Below are 19,355 nucleotides of genomic sequence, written 5' to 3'. Positions count from 1 at the left end.
TCTTGGCAGAGATCAAAAATCAGGGAGAGCGGAGTCATCATCGCCCTACCCTGAAGAATTAAGCTTTCCCGAAAAGCCTAGAGGGGACTGAGGTTGACCCGGAATTGCAGGTCATTGAAATCGATGTCACCACCACCAAAGGAATCTTCAAAGCGGAAGAGTTTATTGTCCTCCGAGAAGATCATATGGTCGGCCTTATCGGGATTGGCCCCCAGGTAGGAGAAGTAGGTTGTTGGCAGTCCAGTTCCAGTATCCACGATTAAGTAGGGAGCAAAAAGACTACCTCCTGGTAGGTTAATGGTTGACGGAGACGTATTTTTATTAATCACTAAACCGGGAATAGCGTTACGCAAGGACGCTTCAGCATAGCCCAGATCATTAGGCGTTAAGGCCCGATTGGTCAGGGGGTCAATAACTGTACCCAATTGATCTGCTACACGATAGAAGCCAACGGAATTAAGAAACTGGGCATTACTCACAATATTGGTAAAGCTGGCTTGAACTTGGCCCGAGAAAGAACTTAAATCGAGAAGTTCATTATTCAGCGGAGTTTGATTGACCTTAACAATGACATCATTATCGTCTTGGTCGCCTCCCCCCAGCTGATCTTCAAAGCTAAATGTATTATCGGCTAACAATCGAAGGTGATCGAGTTGATCTGGATTAGCTTCAATAAAGGGGAAATAGGCAATGGGCGTATCTGTTTGAGCCAGGTTTTGGGGATTTTTGGCCAGAAAGTCTGATTCGGTTCCTTTGGTAATCAAGAATGGAGCATAGATTCCCTCTTTTGCAATGGTTGTCCCAATAGGCAAGCCATTGGAAATCAAGGGGACACGCTGGCGAATGGCTTCTGCCGCATAGTTGGGATTACCCGGAGTTAACCGATTGCCATTGGCGTCTAGAATGGTTCCTTCGGCATCTTGGACGAGATACAAACCGACCGAGTTGAGATTGCTGGCGGCGGTTTTGACTTGGAAGCCCAGGAGAATTTCGGTTGAGTCTAAGGCCTGGAGTGATGCCGTTGAGCGCAGGTCGAGAATTTCACCTTGTTGTCCACCTTGCAAATTAGCGCCAAAGGGAATAACTTCACTGGTGGCTTCAACTTTAAGATTGATATCGTTGTAGTCCAGGTCTCCGCCTCCTGCTAAATCTTCAAAGCTCAAGGTAAAGGAACTGGGGCTAAAGGCGGTTAGATTGGCATGGTTGATTCCATCCTTATTAGCAGTTTCCAGGCTCCAGAAAATATTCGGTAGGGCCTGTCCCAGGGACAGTCCGTCTAAGGCATCATCAAGGGTACTATTTTGGATGAGGGCAAAGCTCAGTCGATCAGTGGGAGTAAAATCTTCAAAGATGCGAGTGAGGGGTTCATTAAACGGAGATGTGGCCCCATTAATCGCAGAAAAGATGACCCGACTGCGGGCTAAGGCCGTCTCAAGATAGCCCGCATCACCCGGCTTTAAACCGTTAATTGTCCCAGCATCATCTTCGACTTTGAAGAAAATAACCTCATTATTAAAGCCAGCATTGTTGTTTAGGAGAGTAACCTTGAGGTTAGAAATCAAGGTATCCTGCACATCTATCGTTACAGTTGTCTCTGCCGTTAGTCCGCTAGCATTCGTAATCGTGTAGTTAAAGGTGTCCGTGTAGGGCTGAATTTGCCGGAGTTGAAATACTCCCCGACTGGTTTCCATCTCCAAATTGGCCTGGACAACGAGGTCTTCATAATCCTTGTCACCGCCCCCTTCCGTATCCTCAAATCCAAAGGTATTATCTCCTAACAGACGAACGTGGTCGATGCCATCAGAGTTCGCAAGACGGTAGGGGAAATAGGTATTGGAACTATTTTCGCCCACCGTTGTGATGTAAGGGGCGTACAAAAATCCGGGCGCTAAGTTCGCAGAGCGGAGATTTTGTACAGAAGATAAGCCAAGACTATTACTGATTTGCAGGGCCAACTGTGTATAGTTAGCATCTCCTGGATTAACCAGCGCACCCGTGACAGGGTTACGAATACTTCCCTGTTCGTTTTCAACCCGATAAAAACCGAGTTGATTGCGTGCAATACTATTGCCACTAATGTTGAAAAATGCAGTAATCGGCAGAGTACTTTGACGGAGGTCAATGACTTCATTTTCCGGAGAACCTTGAATTTCCGTACCAAGGCGCATCGAGTCATTATTGGCTTCTACTTGAATCACAACATCGTTGTAGTCTCTGTCGCCCCCATTGAGTTGATCTTCAAAGCTCAGGGTAAATTGATTGGTACTAATACCTGAGCGCTGAACATGATTAATACCATCAGGATTCCCTTTGGCAATGCTCAAGAAAACATTAGCGGGGGTTGTGCCCGTCTCAAGAGCGGCTAAAACATCTTCGAGGCTACTATTTTGTACCAAAGCAAATCCGACGAGGTCAGTGGCACTAAAGTCATCCAGAATACGAGAGGTTTCCAGAAGACGATTATTGGCCAGGGCCGAGAAAATCACCCGACTAGATTGGAGGGCTGCGGCCAGGTATCCGGCTTGACCCGGTTGAAGACCATTGATACTGCCACTAGCATCATCAACCTTGAAAACAAATAGCTCGTTGGTAAACTCCCCCTTACTATTTTTGAGGGTGAATTTGAGCTGAGGGATTGCACCCGGGAGATTATTGATGCCGGTAGTTGAGAGTCGGAATACGCCTTGTGTAACTTCTGTGATGAGTTGATTGACAAACTCAGAGCCAATAAATTCAGGATCATCACCGACCAAAGCCGGTGTATAGAGAAATTGTTCGCTGTTGGAATTATTGCCTTCTACTCCTAGAGATGGAGCCATTGGAACTTTAGTAACCGTTCCCAAACGAGGTTGCTCATAACTCAGGATACTAATTTGGTTGCCAGCATCATTAGCAAGAGCATTAATCAGGTAAGGCTTATCGGTGTTTTGATCAATGAACTTGTAGTCAGGTAGAGCCTGAATGAAGTCGTCATCCTTGGGTGCGGTACTATTTGGGCTACCGTCGGGATTGAAGATAATACCCGTGCCATCATCGACAATGGTTCCCGTTCCGATTGCCGCCGTTCCGCCGGTGGGAGTTGCCGTCAGGGTAAAGGTTTCCGCTCCCTCATAGATCGTGTCATTGGTAATTGGTGTGCGCACCAGCAGAGTTCCCCCAGCGCCATTGAGGGGAATTCCCCCCCCCGTATAGGATGTCCAGGTGGCTCCGCCATCCGCAGAATACTCCAGACCATTGCCATAGTCGCTTGACCCAGCTGTGCCGTTAGTGAGCGAGAGACTGACTAATTGGCCTAGTGCTCCATCCACCGTAAAGACGGCATAGGGAGAGGCCTCATTCACCGTGGGACTCGTTACCGTTACACTGACTGGGGGCGGTGGAGGAGGGGGGGAAGTCTCAATTTCAAACTGGCCGACATCAGCCTCATTGCCCGCTGTATCCGTGGCAAGGATTGTGTAGAAACCATCCACAGCATTGGGCGGATTATTCGTTGGCCCTTGGTTGTCAAAGGTACCGAAGGGTTGATTCCCGCTTTGAGCCAGATCGGCATCGAGTAGGGTAACTGTGTAAAGGCCGGTGACAGGGTCGTAGCTGACACTGAATTGATTGCTCTCTAAAGGTTCTTCGTTCGGCCCGAGTAGGGAAATAGTCAGGCCGGGCTCTCCCACGAAGGTGAGCTGAGGATTGCCATTAGCCGTTAATAGATCATCAGCCCCGGTATCTGTTGCATCGGTAATATCAAGGTCGCCGGTTTCAGGCCCGGTGAGATCCAAGGTGGCACTATCGTTACTGGCAGGCCCTGTATTGCCCGCTCGATCAGTTAGGAAAGCCGTTACCGTGAGGGAGGAACCATCGGCGGGTGGGACAAAGCTGGTAGTAACAAATTTATCGGTGATTTGTTGTGCCGTTAGGATGATTTCCCGGGGGATACTACCGTCAGTGACGGTGAGTTTATCTCCTACTAAGGCATCGGCAGGTAGATCGATTTTGACATCGACGTTACCACTCAATTCATCTCCATTCAGAATCCCGTCATTGTTGGTATCTTCGGTAATGGTGACCGTGGGCGCACCAGGAGCTGTCGTATCAACGCTGTAGGTTTCGGTATCCGTGGCAGTAGTGCTATTGCCCACGCCATCTGTGCTGGTGATGCTAGCTTCGATAGTACGGTCAGGATCGGCGGCCAGGGTACTGCCGGGTACGTTGATGCTAAAACTACCATCGTTGCCAACGGGGCCAGTAAAGGTTTGACCATTAATCGTTAGGATAACCGTATCGCCAGGGTTGAATTCTCCTTCGACTGTGCCTGTGATGGGAATGCTTTGGCTGGCCTCTGCTCCATTGATAATGTCATCCGCGGTAATATCAGCAGCCAGGGTAATCCGGATATCGGGCGGTGTGGCATCAATACCCAGGGTTAAACTATCTCCTGTGCCAAGATTCCCCGCTTCGTCGCTATAGCGGTTGTTGGCCACGCTGATGCTAGGCTCACCAGTACCTGACTGGGTAAAAATCGCGGTAAAGATTAAGGGGTTTGCCGTTGGTGTTAAGTTCGATAGGTTTCCGCCCGTTACCGTAATGTCATTGCTATCAAACCCAACGGGGACTTCGCTGAAGGTGAAGGTAATCGTCCTGCTTTCTCCAGGCCCAAGGGGATCTGTTGGCCCTGTGATGTCTAGAGTCGGAGCGGTGGTATCAATCGTAATATTTTGACTGGTCTGGGCCGTGTTGTTAGCAAGATCAGTGGCTTTAGCTGTTACGACATAATTACCTGGAGAGGTCGTCACACCAGTGAGATCTAACGTCCAATTATTGCCACTAACCGTTAATTGAGGAGCTATTCCCAGTGTATAAGTAATTCCGTTAAAGGTTACTGCCAAGGTATTTGTGGGCAGATTTGTCCAAGTTCCAGCAATCACTAAGGTTTGGTCATTGGTAACGAAGTCTCCTGCATTGCCACTGTCATCCGTAATGCTGGTGATGGCCACATTAGGGGCAGCGGTATCTATAATGATATTCCGATTGGCCTGGGGCGCTGGGTTACCCGCCAGGTCACTCACATTGGCGGTGACGATTTCACTCGCTTCAAAGTTGGCAATATCCGCAACGGGGACATCGAGCGTCCAAACATTGCTACTCACCGTGGTGGTATAAATGTTGCCGTCAATGATAACTGTTACGGTTTGTCCATCTTCTACACCACTGGTAGTGCCACTTACTGCTATTGGACTACTGGCTTCCAATGCATTGATAATGTCGTCTCCGGCAATGGTGTTGATGCTAATCCTCGGACGGTCATCATCTTTGGGTGTTGTATTATCTGGGCTACCGTTGGGATTGAAGATAATACCCGTGCCATCATCGATAATGGTTCCGGTTCCCGTGGCATTCTTCACGCCTCCACTGGTATAGGTGGCCGTTAAGGTGAAGGTTTCCGCTCCTTCGTAGGATGTATCGTTATTGATGGCACTGCGAACTAGCATCGTCGTCCCGGCTAGGGTGACCGGAGTCGAGTAGTTGTTCCAAGTTATGCCATTGTTTAAGGAGTATTCTAGAGCGTCACCAAAGTCTATCCCCTTTGACGCACTGTCTCCATTGCTTGCAAGTGAGATGGTTTGGCCACTTATGCCTGTAACCGTAAAGACCGCGTAGGGTGAGGCTTCGTTGACCGTAACGTCATTAATTGTCAGAATACGGTCATCATCCTTGGTCGTTGGATCCGTGGTAGGGTTTCCTCCGATGATATTGCCTGTATATTTATTGCCCGTTCCATCATCAACAATGGTGGCAATATCCGTATCACTTGCCCCAGGGGCTCGGGTGATGTCTGCCTTTAAGGTAAACGTTTCTGCTCCTTCATAGGGGCTATCTTGCTCGCTGCTAATGTTGACCCGTACATAGATCGTGCCACTGGCAGGAACAATTGGTTTACTGGCTGCACTATAGGCTATCCAGTTTGTACCATCGCTGGAATACTCCATTACAAAGCCATTGATGCTGGCATCCTGGTCTGTTCCAGTTGTTGTATTACCTAGACTAAGATCTAGCGTTTCTCCGATGCTGCCATTCACAGTGAACAGGGCATAGGTTGAGGCTTCATTGACGGGGGTCAAGGCTATGACGTTTACATTTAAAGAGTCATTATCCTGAATCGTGCCGGTTCCCGTTGCACTCTTGCTGGCACCACTGGTATAGGTGGCTTTCAAGGTGAATGTTTCATTGCCTTCAGCGGCAACGGTATCATCGACAATGACTGTCCGCACCAAAAATGCGTTGGTACTTCCCGATACCCCTGGAATGGTGATATTGCCACCGCTGTAGGCCTGCCAAGTTTGCCCTCCATCGATAGAGTACTGGAGAGCAGGCGTTGAAGAGGCGTAGTCTAAGCCTTGGGTGGCTGTATTCTCACCATCGCTGGTATTGCCCAATGTCAACGATAGTGTTTGACCAGCCACTCCCTGAATCTCAAAAATGGCAAAGGGGTTAGTCCCTTCCGTTACCACTGGGCTACTGACATTTAACGGTCGATCATCATCAGCAGGAATTGGGCCTGGCCCGCTCACGGTTCCATCATCCTTGATGGTTCCTACGCCAGTACCGCCAGCAATGGTGGCATTAGTAGCATTGGACAAATTGACATTGAAGGTTTCACTGCCTTCGTAGGTGCCGTCGTTGATGATGTTAACGGTGATGGTTTTGCTGGTTTCATTAGCCGCAAAGGTCAGGGTGCCAGTGGTTCCCGTGTAGTCTTGACCTGAGGTGGCACTACCATTGGATGTACCAAAATTGACCGTTGCACTCTGGGTAGTGGTACCAGTCTTGGTGACCGTAAAGGTTGCCGTTCCGGCCGCTTCGTTGACCGTGACATCATTGATGCTGAAGCTCGGTCGGTCATCATCAGCAGGAATTGGGCCTGGCCCGCTCACGGTTCCATCATCCTTGATGGTTCCTACCCCCGTCCCATCGGCAATGGTGGCATTAGTGGCATTGGACAAATTGACATTAAAGGTTTCGCTGCCTTCAAAGATGCCATCGTTGGTGATATTGACCGTGACCGTTTTACTGGTTTCATTGGCCGCAAAGGTTAGGGTGCCATTAGTTCCCGTGTAGTCTTGACCTGAGGTGGCACTACCATTGGATGTACCAAAATTGACCGTTGCACTCTGGGTAGTGGTACCAGTCTTGGTGACCGTAAAGGTTGCCGTTCCAGCCGCTTCGTTGACCGTGACATCATTGATGCTGAAGCTCGGTCGGTCATCATCAGCGGGAATTGGGCCTGGCCCGCTCACGGTTCCATCATCCTTGATGGTTCCTACCCCCGTCCCATCGGCAATGGTGGCATTAGTAGCATTGGACAGATTGACATTAAAGGTTTCACTGCCTTCAAAGATGCCGTCGTTAGTGATATTGACCGTGACCGTTTTACTGGTTTCATTAGCCGCAAAGGTCAGGGTGCCAGTGGTTCCCGTGTAGTCTTGACCTGAGGTGGCACTACCATTGGATGTACCAAAATTGACCGTTGCACTCTGGGTAGTGGTACCAGTCTTGGTGACCGTAAAGGTTGCCGTTCCGGCCGCTTCGTTGACCGTGACATCATTGATGCTGAAGCTCGGTCGGTCATCATCAGCGGGAATTGAGCCTGGCCCGGTCACGGTTCCATCATCCTTGATGGTTCCTACCCCCGTCCCATCGGCAATGGTGGCATTAGTGGCATTGGACAGATTGACATTAAAGGTTTCACTGCCTTCAAAGATGCCATCGTTGGTGATATTGACCGTGACCGTTTTACTGGTTTCATTGGCCGCAAAGGTCAGGGTGCCGCTGTTGGTTGTGTAGTCTTGACCTGAGGTAGCACTGCCATTGGATGTACCAAAATTGACCGTTGCACTCTGGGTAGTGGTACCAGTCTTGGTGACCGTAAAGGTTGCCGTTCCGGCCGCTTCGTTGACCGTGACATCATTGATGCTGAAGCTCGGTCGGTCATCATCAGCGGGAATTGGGCCTGGCCCGCTCACGGTTCCATCATCCTTGATGGTTCCTACCCCCGTCCCATCAGCAATGGTGGCATTAGTGGCATTGGACAAATTGACATTAAAGGTTTCACTGCCTTCAAAGATGCCATCGTTGGTGATATTGACCGTGACCGTTTTACTGGTTTCATTGGCCGCAAAGGTCAGGGTGCCGCTGTTGGTTGTGTAGTCTTGACCTGAGGTAGCACTGCCATTGGATGTACCAAAATTGACCGTTGCACTCTCGGTAGTGGTACCAGTCTTGGTGACCGTAAAGGTTGCTGTTCCGGCCGCTTCGTTGACCGTGACATCATTGATGCTGAAGCTCGGTCGGTCATCATCTTTAGGCGCTGTATTATTTGGAGTGCCGTTGTCGTTGAAGATAGTACCGGTACCATCATCAACAATAGTTCCGGTTCCGGTTGCACTAGATCCTCCCGTACTACTTATGGCAGATAAGGTAAAGGTTTCCGGGCCCTCAAATGGCGAGTCATTCGTAATTGGAGTACGGACTAGAAGAGTCGTTCCTCCCGAAGGGAAGGTTACTGCAGTCCCCGTATAAGCAACCCAGGACGTACCATCAAAATACTCTAGTCCATTGCCAAAGTCTTCACCATTACCGAGTATCCCATCCGTTTCTTTGGTGGCGGTTCCTCCAGTGGTGCTGAGAAAGACGGATTGTCCACTGCTACCGGTTACCGTAAATACGGCATAGGGGGAGCCTTCATTAACAGTAAGGCTATTGATATTTAACGTGCTGATAGTCGTGGTAGCTATATTGCTATCTTGATCGCCATCATTGACAACAACTGTAATTGTTCGAGCCGTAGTATCAGAGTTGTTACTGCTATTGCTGAAGGTAATAGCTTTGATGGCCGCTTCGTATTCGTCTAGGGTTTTGCTACCCGTTACAGTGACCTTTATTTGACCCGCTACTGATGTGTCGGTGTTAAAGCTTAACCCAGCAATAGTGGGGGTGTTGAGGACATCCCCAGCTTGGGCGTTGGTTAAGGTAATCGTTGCACTGACAATATTGGAGCTATCAACATCTGTGATGGTGAGATCTGAATCTCCTATAGCGACTGGGACACCAGGAGTGAAGGCCGTTACATAATCGGCCCCGCTGGCCCCACTGCTATTATTTGCATCTAAATCTAAGACAGGCGCATCATTAACGGCATTGATGGTGCCATTGACGGTGGCGGTATCGGTTCCTCCGTTGCCATCGCTGATGGTGTAGTCAAAGCTGACGGGACCGTTGTAGTTGGCGGCTGGGGTGAAGGTGATTTGACCACCGGCACTCACATTCACGGTGCCATTGGTCACCGCGATGTTCTGGGCTGTCCCCGGTGTCAAGACTGTCCCAGCGATATTGGTGATGCTTAGGGGATTACCATCAACATCCGTATCATTAGCTAACAGGTTGAGGACTGCAGATTGGGTATCTTCATTGGTACTGAAACTGTCATTGACGGCATCGGGCGCATCATTAACGGCATTGATGGTGCCATTGACGGTGGCGGTATCGGTTCCTCCGTTGCCATCGCTGATGGTGTAGTCGAAGCTGACGGGACCGTTGTAGTTGGCGGCTGGGGTGAAGGTGATTTGACCACCGGCACTCACATTCACGGTGCCATTGGTCACCGCGATGTTCTGGGCTGTCCCCGGTGTCAAGACTGTCCCAGCGATATTGGTGATGCTTAGGGGATTACCATCAACATCCGTATCATTAGCTAACAGGTTGAGGACTGCAGATTGGGTATCTTCATTGGTACTGAAACTGTCATTGACGGCATCGGGCGCATCATTAACGGCATTGATGGTGCCATTGACGGTGGCGGTATCGGTTCCTCCGTTGCCATCGCTGATGGTGTAGTCGAAGCTGACGGGACCGTTGTAGTTGGCGGCTGGGGTGAAGGTGATTTGACCACCGGCACTCACATTCACGGTGCCATTGGTCACCGCGATGTTCTGGGCTGTCCCCGGTGTCAAGGCTGTCCCAGCGATATTGGTGATGCTTAGGGGATTACCATCAACATCCGTATCATTAGCTAACAGGTTGAGGACTGCAGATTGGGTATCTTCATTGGTACTGAAACTGTCATTGACGGCATCGGGCGCATCATTAACGGCATTGATGGTGCCATTGACGGTGGCGGTATCGGTTCCTCCGTTGCCATCGCTGATGGTGTAGTCGAAGCTGACGGGACCGTTGTAGTTGGCGGCTGGGGTGAAGGTGATTTGACCACCGGCACTCACATTCACGGTGCCATTGGTCACCGCGATGTTCTGGGCTGTCCCCGGTGTCAAGGCTGTCCCAGCGATATTGGTGATGCTTAGGGGATTACCATCAACATCCGTATCATTAGCTAACAGGTTGAGGACTGCAGATTGGGTATCTTCATTGGTACTGAAACTGTCATTGACGGCATCGGGCGCATCATTAACGGCATTGATGGTGCCATTGACGGTGGCGGTATCGGTTCCTCCGTTGCCATCGCTGATGGTGTAGTCAAAGCTGACGGGACCGTTGTAGTTGGCGGCTGGGGTGAAGGTGATTTGACCACCGGCACTCACATTCACGGTGCCATTGGTCACCGCGATGTTCTGGGCTGTCCCCGGTGTCAAGACTGTCCCAGCGATATTGGTGATGCTTAGGGGATTACCATCAACATCCGTATCATTAGCTAACAGGTTGAGGACTGCAGATTGGGTATCTTCATTGGTACTGAAACTGTCATTGACGGCATCGGGCGCATCATTAACGGCATTGATGGTGCCATTGACGGTGGCGGTATCGGTTCCTCCGTTGCCATCGCTGATGGTGTAGTCGAAGCTGACGGGACCGTTGTAGTTGGCGGCTGGGGTGAAGGTGATTTGACCACCGGCACTCACATTCACGGTGCCATTGGTCACCGCGATGTTCTGGGCTGTCCCCGGTGTCAAGACTGTCCCAGCGATATTGGTGATGCTTAGGGGATTACCATCAACATCCGTATCATTAGCTAACAGGTTGAGGACTGCAGATTGGGTATCTTCATTGGTACTGAAACTGTCATTGACGGCATCGGGCGCATCATTAACGGCATTGATGGTGCCATTGACGGTGGCGGTATCGGTTCCTCCGTTGCCATCGCTGATGGTGTAGTCGAAGCTGACGGGACCGTTGTAGTTGGCGGCTGGGGTGAAGGTGATTTGACCACCGGCACTCACATTCACGGTGCCATTGGTCACCGCGATGTTCTGGGCTGTCCCCGGTGTCAAGACTGTCCCAGCGATATTGGTGATGCTTAGGGGATTACCATCAACATCCGTATCATTAGCTAACAGGTTGAGGACTGCAGATTGGGTATCTTCATTGGTACTGAAACTGTCATTGACGGCATCGGGCGCATCATTAACGGCATTGATGGTGCCATTGACGGTGGCGGTATCGGTTCCTCCGTTGCCATCGCTGATGGTGTAGTCGAAGCTGACGGGACCGTTGTAGTTGGCGGCTGGGGTGAAGGTGATTTGACCACCGGCACTCACATTCACGGTGCCATTGGTCACCGCGATGTTCTGGGCTGTCCCCGGTGTCAAGGCTGTCCCAGCGATATTGGTGATGCTTAGGGGATTACCATCAACATCCGTATCATTAGCTAACAGGTTGAGGACTGCAGATTGGGTATCTTCATTGGTACTGAAACTGTCATTGACGGCATCGGGCGCATCATTAACGGCATTGATGGTGCCATTGACGGTGGCGGTATCGGTTCCTCCGTTGCCATCGCTGATGGTGTAGTCGAAGCTGACGGGACCGTTGTAGTTGGCGGCTGGGGTGAAGGTGATTTGACCACCGGCACTCACATTCACGGTGCCATTGGTCACCGCGATGTTCTGGGCTGTCCCCGGTGTCAAGACTGTCCCAGCGATATTGGTGATGCTTAGGGGATTACCATCAACATCCGTATCATTAGCTAACAGGTTGAGGACTGCAGATTGGGTATCTTCATTGGTACTGAAACTGTCATTGACGGCATCGGGCGCATCATTAACGGCATTGATGGTGCCATTGACGGTGGCGGTATCGGTTCCTCCGTTGCCATCGCTGATGGTGTAGTCGAAGCTGACGGGACCGTTGTAGTTGGCGGCTGGGGTGAAGGTGATTTGACCACCGGCACTCACATTCACGGTGCCATTGGTCACCGCGATGTTCTGGGCTGTCCCCGGTGTCAAGACTGTCCCAGCGATATTGGTGATGCTTAGGGGATTACCATCAACATCCGTATCATTAGCTAACAGGTTGAGGACTGCAGATTGGGTATCTTCATTGGTACTGAAACTGTCATTGACGGCATCGGGCGCATCATTAACGGCATTGATGGTGCCATTGACGGTGGCGGTATCGGTTCCTCCGTTGCCATCGCTGATGGTGTAGTCGAAGCTGACGGGACCGTTGTAGTTGGCGGCTGGGGTGAAGGTGATTTGACCACCGGCACTCACATTCACGGTGCCATTGGTCACCGCGATGTTCTGGGCTGTCCCCGGTGTCAAGACTGTCCCAGCGATATTGGTGATGCTTAGGGGATTACCATCAACATCCGTATCATTAGCTAACAGGTTGAGGACTGCAGATTGGGTATCTTCATTGGTACTGAAACTGTCATTGACGGCATCGGGCGCATCATTAACGGCATTGATGGTGCCATTGACGGTGGCGGTATCGGTTCCTCCGTTGCCATCGCTGATGGTGTAGTCGAAGCTGACGGGACCGTTGTAGTTGGCGGCTGGGGTGAAGGTGATTTGACCACCGGCACTCACATTCACGGTGCCATTGGTCACCGCGATGTTCTGGGCTGTCCCCGGTGTCAAGACTGTCCCAGCGATATTGGTGATGCTTAGGGGATTACCATCAACATCCGTATCATTAGCTAACAGGTTGAGGACTGCAGATTGGGTATCTTCATTGGTACTGAAACTGTCATTGACGGCATCGGGCGCATCATTAACGGCATTGATGGTGCCATTGACGGTGGCGGTATCGGTTCCTCCGTTGCCATCGCTGATGGTGTAGTCGAAGCTGACGGGACCGTTGTAGTTGGCGGCTGGGGTGAAGGTGATTTGACCACCGGCACTCACATTCACGGTGCCATTGGTCACCGCGATGTTCTGGGCTGTCCCCGGTGTCAAGGCTGTCCCAGCGATATTGGTGATGCTTAGGGGATTACCATCAACATCCGTATCATTAGCTAACAGGTTGAGGACTGCAGATTGGGTATCTTCATTGGTACTGAAACTGTCATTGACGGCATCGGGCGCATCATTAACGGCATTGATGGTGCCATTGACGGTGGCGGTATCGGTTCCTCCGTTGCCATCGCTGATGGTGTAGTCGAAGCTGACGGGACCGTTGTAGTTGGCGGCTGGGGTGAAGGTGATTTGACCACCGGCACTCACATTCACGGTGCCATTGGTCACCGCGATGTTCTGGGCTGTCCCCGGTGTCAAGACTGTCCCAGCGATATTGGTGATGCTTAGGGGATTACCATCAACATCCGTATCATTAGCTAACAGGTTGAGGACTGCAGATTGGGTATCTTCATTGGTACTGAAACTGTCATTGACGGCATCGGGCGCATCATTAACGGCATTGATGGTGCCATTGACGGTGGCGGTATCGGTTCCTCCGTTGCCATCACTGATGGTGTAGTCGAAGCTGACGGGACCGTTGTAGTTGGCGGCTGGGGTGAAGGTGATTTGACCACCGGCACTCACATTCACGGTGCCATTGGTCACCGCGATGTTCTGGGCTGTCCCCGGTGTCAAGACTGTCCCAGCGATATTGGTGATGCTTAGGGGATTACCATCAACATCCGTATCATTAGCTAACAGGTTGAGGACTGCAGATTGGGTATCTTCATTGGTACTGAAACTGTCATTGACGGCATCGGGCGCCTGATTGCCCGGAACCGGAACACTGATGACATCGGTACTGGTGTCGGTGGCATCATCATTGTCAACATAGCTGGCGCTAAGGACTGCACCTTGGGGTAAATTCGTAAAACCTGGGCCAGTCAGGGCCGCTTCAAAAATCCCTGTATTTGGCCCTGTTTCAGTAAGCGTAAAAGATGTGCCATTAACAATGGCCGTAACTGTTTCCTGAACAGAGGGATTGGAATTTTCATCTAGGTCAGTGACCCGCAAAAAGGCATTGGCTCCTTGGGCATAATTAGGGCCTGCATCGATTCCCCCGAGGGCCGTGATAAAGGTAGTAACAGAGGGAGTGCCTGTATCTGTAGATGTGACAATAAGGCTGGAGGTTGCACTAGTGGTAATTCCTTCAGAACCTTCTTTAGCCACAACCTTGATGTCGTAGATCCCGGTATTAAAGACAGTCTGCCAGGCGTACTCGTAGGTTTTGATGGCAACCCCATCTCCAGATGCATTGATGACGTTGGCATTGGTTAAAGTAACCGTTTGATCGCCAGTTGCACCTGGCCCATCAATAGTTACGGTCAGACCGGTGATGTCGTAGTCACCAAAGGGATCACTAACTCTGACGCGCAGGTAAACAATTTGACCCGCATTAACGGTGCCAGCGGTGATGAGACTACCGCCATTGGCTAAAGAATTGTCATAAAAACCAATTTCCTGGATGCCATTACCGGCATTATTGTCTACGTCTTTAATGTCAATAACTGTTGTAGTCGGTAGCTCAATGCGAGAGGGTTTCGTGTTACTGTCATAATCAACTTTGAAACTGACTCCAGATTGGTTATTGTTAATAACTAACTTAACAGCATTTCCACTAGGTATATTAACTGCACTGGCTAATGTTCCTGTCCAAGTAAGAGTACCGGCACCACTGTTATAAACAGGGTTACTCAAATTGGCAATGACAGTATTGCCAGCACCATAGGTAAGATTGGCAGTGATATTGGCAGAACCATTAGGATTTCCTGTTACATTGCTGACGTAGGTAACAACAGAAATTTGTCCACCAGTTGGCATGGCAAAAGCGTCTGCCATGTTGATAGCTTGGGTGAAAGTCGCAGGAACAGCAGGCGTTGCAGGGGTACCTGTTTTCGTAAAAGAAATTTGGAAATCATCAACAGCAAAAAGTGGATCACTTGCGTTAGTTCTACTTAAGTTAGTACCATCAAATCGGACAATGATATTGTTTTTATTGGTTGCACTAGCAATCAAGCTTTTGATATCAACTGTATAACTTCCCGTACCATTACTGTCCCCCTTAAATACACCGTTACTATGAACAGCAGAGGTGGTTGAACCTGAGGTCTTTGTAAAACTTCCAGTGGTGATCGCATTAAACGTCGTTCCACCATCAGTGGAAATTCTTAGTGTTACACTTTCAGTACTATTATCATTATTAATACCACTATAACCAAGACTATCTAGTGTTGTAACAGTAAAGCTTAATGTAATAGCCTGTGATGTATCTGCTGAGCTTAGATTCAAAGAGCGTTGAACATCAGCATCTACAGGGTTAGTACTCCCACTTCGCTCAAAAGCCAAGCCAGCCGGAGCCGATGTATTGATTTTGATGATCCCTGATCCAGCATTCGTGTCGGTGTTAGTGCCAACTTCTGTCCACGAGGTTGTCCAACTTTCCGTGCCATCACTATTGTTATAGGCAGCAGTTGAAAAATTATCACGATAAGTCCCCGTTCCGCCCCCTGTAGCAGCGATAGCAGGAGTAATGTTAGTCGTACTGGAAGTCGAGGTATCCGGGTCTGAAGTGCTTGGGTTACTATCAGGATCGGCTGGATTAATCCGGTCTAAATCACCGGTTCCGTCATTATCGGCCGCATCTGCCGATAGATATAAAATTTTCGTTTTGCTGGGAACAGCAACCGTTGCATTGGCTGTATTCGGTTTCCCCGTAGCCGTACTGGTATCAGCGTCACTATTATTTCCTGGAGATGGTAATAATGGGTTTGCCGTATTGTTAGAACTCTGGGGAATCCCCGGTTTAGTTGGATTATCAAACGCCGTTCCAAAAACTGGATCAGTGTATTCTACTTTTAGGGAATCCGCCTGCACCATGTAAAGCGTACCGCTATTGTTCCCATTATTGGAACTGGTAATAGAAGTTGCTAGGGTACCCCGAAAAATTCCTGTATTAACGCCTGTTTCCGTTAAGGTTACTACCTCTGTTTCCCCGGTGGTGATATTAGTCACCGTCACTGTCAAGGTTTCAGCGGTTGTGCTCGTTTTATTTGGGTCACGATCGGTGACTTGAATACCGATCGTATCGCCTTCCTGGAAGGATGTCGCAATGGCAGAGAAATCGGACTTATAAAAGGCGACCTCACCGTCATAGCTATTGACAATGACTTGAGTTTCATTCTCAACAGTCTTGGTGATGGGATCTCCATCAGCGGGATTTCCCGTTAATTGAGCATTATTGGTGATGACATAATCCGCATCACTGAGGTTTTGATTAATATCCGCCCGGACTTGAACCCGATATTTAATAACCGCTTGATAGCCCCGTTGCAAGCCTTGAATACCTGGAGTGTTGGGATCCGCATCGGTAATCGTATAACCGGCCCCTGATAACGGGAAATTATTACTAGCACCGTCTAAATCTAAAACAGAAACAACAATATTACCATTGGGATCGTAGATGGTGAACGAGGTGCTATTTGGCACATAGGTTGCACTATCTGAAGGCGCAATAGAGTCTTTGATGTTGATATTGAATAGATCAATGACTGCACGATTAGTGACACTGACGGTATATTCAATCTGCTCCGTTAATTCTACTAGGTTGTCATTGTCACTAACGCCGGCTCCATAGACAGCAGTACTTGCTTCCTTAGAGGCTTTTTTGAAGACATAATCGGGGAAGGGAAGGACGGTAGTTCCCATATCCAAATAAGGATTGCCCGCATCCGCAACGGAAGGATCCTCCCCCCAGGCCGCCGTGATCAAAGTGCCATCTGTAGTATAGACAGTTAACCCACTTTGGTCTTTATCTGCATTGTCTCGAATCCGATAGGACTCCAGGGCCTTGAGGTTATAGGTCGCATCAACGGTTCCATCGCCGTTATAGTCAATATAAATGGTGGTATCTTTAGGGGCCGTTACCCACACCGGACTCCCATTTTTAGCGGTAGGAATTGCACCATCGGTATTGTTATAGCCAGGGCCCCAGGCCACCACAAACTTATCCGTTAGATAACTTTCAGGAACCAGACTATAGCTCCAGTCGTAGGACTGGTTGGAGGTCGCATCCGAATCAATAGTACTAATAGCAAAAAACTTTTCACCACCAACGGTATAGAAATGGGCCGCCGAAGCTGGCATCACTACATAGGCATTCCCCTTAGCCGGAACCGAAATGGTGGCTCCTTGCGTGGTTTGGGTATCGTAGGTGACGGTGATGGCTGTATTGCCGGGGTTGTAAAGAAACACGTGGGCCGGTGCATCAGCACGAGTTGTCGCAACGGGGGCATAGTAGCTGCTGAACCACTGCTCGGTGGGAGTAATAGCTAACCAACGGTTTTCATAGCTAGAGCCAATATCCCCTGCAATGCTGTAAACCCCGATGGCCTTATTAGAGGTGACTTTAGTTCCCGCTAACACATTGCCATTAACCAGATAACTTTGTCCTTGGGCAAGGGTAACGGAAACTTCATTCGCATCACTGGTATCACCATCACCATTGAGGTCGATATTGACCGTCGTGCCATTTTCGTAGGCGATGATATGAAGGGAGGTATATTCAAATAAACGGTTAGCCGTATCACCTGGATTGGCATTGTTCGTGACGGTATTCTGCCCGATGGGAATAATATATTCCTTCCCAGAATTGCCCACATCATAGATATTGATTGCACCGGCTAAGACCGTCCCAGGATTAGTTGCCCATCCTGCTTTAGTGACTGCAATAGCCTTGGTGGCTCCAATGCGATCACGGCCATCGAAATCCACCGCGGCAAGATTGCCAATATTAATGGTATTAATGAGGGTAATGACTTGCCCGGATGCCAGCACGTCATCAGCATCACCAGGGGCAACACCATTACTTAAATTGCCATCCCCCCAAATTTGTGTTGTGGCTTGGGTGGGATTATTAATATCGGCCTCATAACCATCTTCCCAATGGTCATAGACAATGACCGTACCATTACTGGTGGATACCAGGGAAATGACTGTGCGAATGTCGTTCCCCACCGAACTGCTGATTTTGAAAAGAGAAGTACGAACTTGGTCCTCTGCCATGGGCAGATAAAACGTCTGGGCCACATTGGACGGCCCCCAAGCAGCAGCCTCGATCTTCACCTGTTGACCACCGATGGTCACGATTTGATGATCATTTTGCTGTAAAAGACTAGCTGTACTTGCGCCAGTATTCAATACCAAATTGGCAAAAATTTCTCCTTCGTCGCCCGGACTATCGGCCCCATTATTCAGAATCTGATCAAAACTGTGGCCTAGCTCTTCCAATAAAACCGCTTGTATTTGGTCGGTACTTGCTGTCGTTAACCAATTCCCGTTTAAATAAATCGTCGGCTGATTAGTGGTTCCCGTCGCACTATAGGCCCCAAAGGCCCCTTCTAATTCTTCACCGGAGCGAACTTCTAACCGAATGGAATAGTCGCCGCCCAGGATCAACTGGCGCAGGGCCTCTGCGTTGGCTGTCCAACTCTCACTGCTTGCTGTGGCACTAAAGGGAATGGCCAATTGAGTTAGGTAATCTTCCTGGCCAAACCAGTCCGTCAGTCTTTCTTGTACTAATAATTGCAGAGGGTCAAGCAGGGCTGTATAGGCTACCGAGGATTCCGCATAGATAAATAACGAACCCGGCGCATCCAAAACTCCGGCATAATTATTTAGCTCATTAGCAGAAAAAACTGATTCCATGGCAATATCACCTAATTGAAGTTCTAAATTCCAGTTGCCTCCCAGGGATGCGGCCCCGGTTAGGCTTGTTGATGCGGCCACAGCGGCCTGAGTTAAAATACGCAATTTTTCAATAAATTCGGCCCCGGCATCCCCCGCCGCGACCTGACAGCCATAGAGGAATATTTGAGGCTGAGGAATTCCCTGAAACCAGCGCCGTAATTCAGCCCCCTGCTGGGTCAAATTTTCCAGGGACAGACTGCTGTTACCCAAATAAAGACATCCCGGTGCTCCGTGGGAAACGAGGTGTAAGGAGCGAATACCGGGATAGGCCTGGAGGGCCTGGCTGATTTGAGTAATGCCATCTCTAGATGGGGACAGAATCACGACAGGAATCGATGGTAAAACCGCCGCGAGCAGGGATTCTGCATGAGAAATTTGGGCATCTAGAACGAGCAGGGTCGATGCAGTCATGGTCGGTATGGAATTAGG

General features: G+C 49.6%; 1 protein-coding gene. It reads right to left on the bottom strand.

From position 1 onward, the window contains the following. Positions 1-77 precede the first annotated feature (77 nt). Entirely contained in the window at positions 78-19,337 is a 19,260-nt protein-coding gene (locus tag ABXS88_RS10760; protein ID WP_353672047.1) for an Ig-like domain-containing protein, read from the bottom strand. Positions 19,338-19,355: the final 18 nt, after the last annotated feature.

The sequence above is a fragment of the Synechocystis sp. LKSZ1 genome (genome assembly GCF_040436315.1).
Lineage (GTDB): Bacteria > Cyanobacteriota > Cyanobacteriia > Cyanobacteriales > Microcystaceae > Synechocystis.
The sequence above is the reverse complement of the archived record's forward strand: the minus strand, read 5'-3'. Positions and strand labels throughout refer to the sequence as shown.

Coding starts and splice junctions, on each gene's coding strand:
- ABXS88_RS10760 (WP_353672047.1), bottom strand. CDS start 19,337: ATGACTGCATCGACCCTGCTCGTTCTAGATGCCCAAATTTCTCATGCA.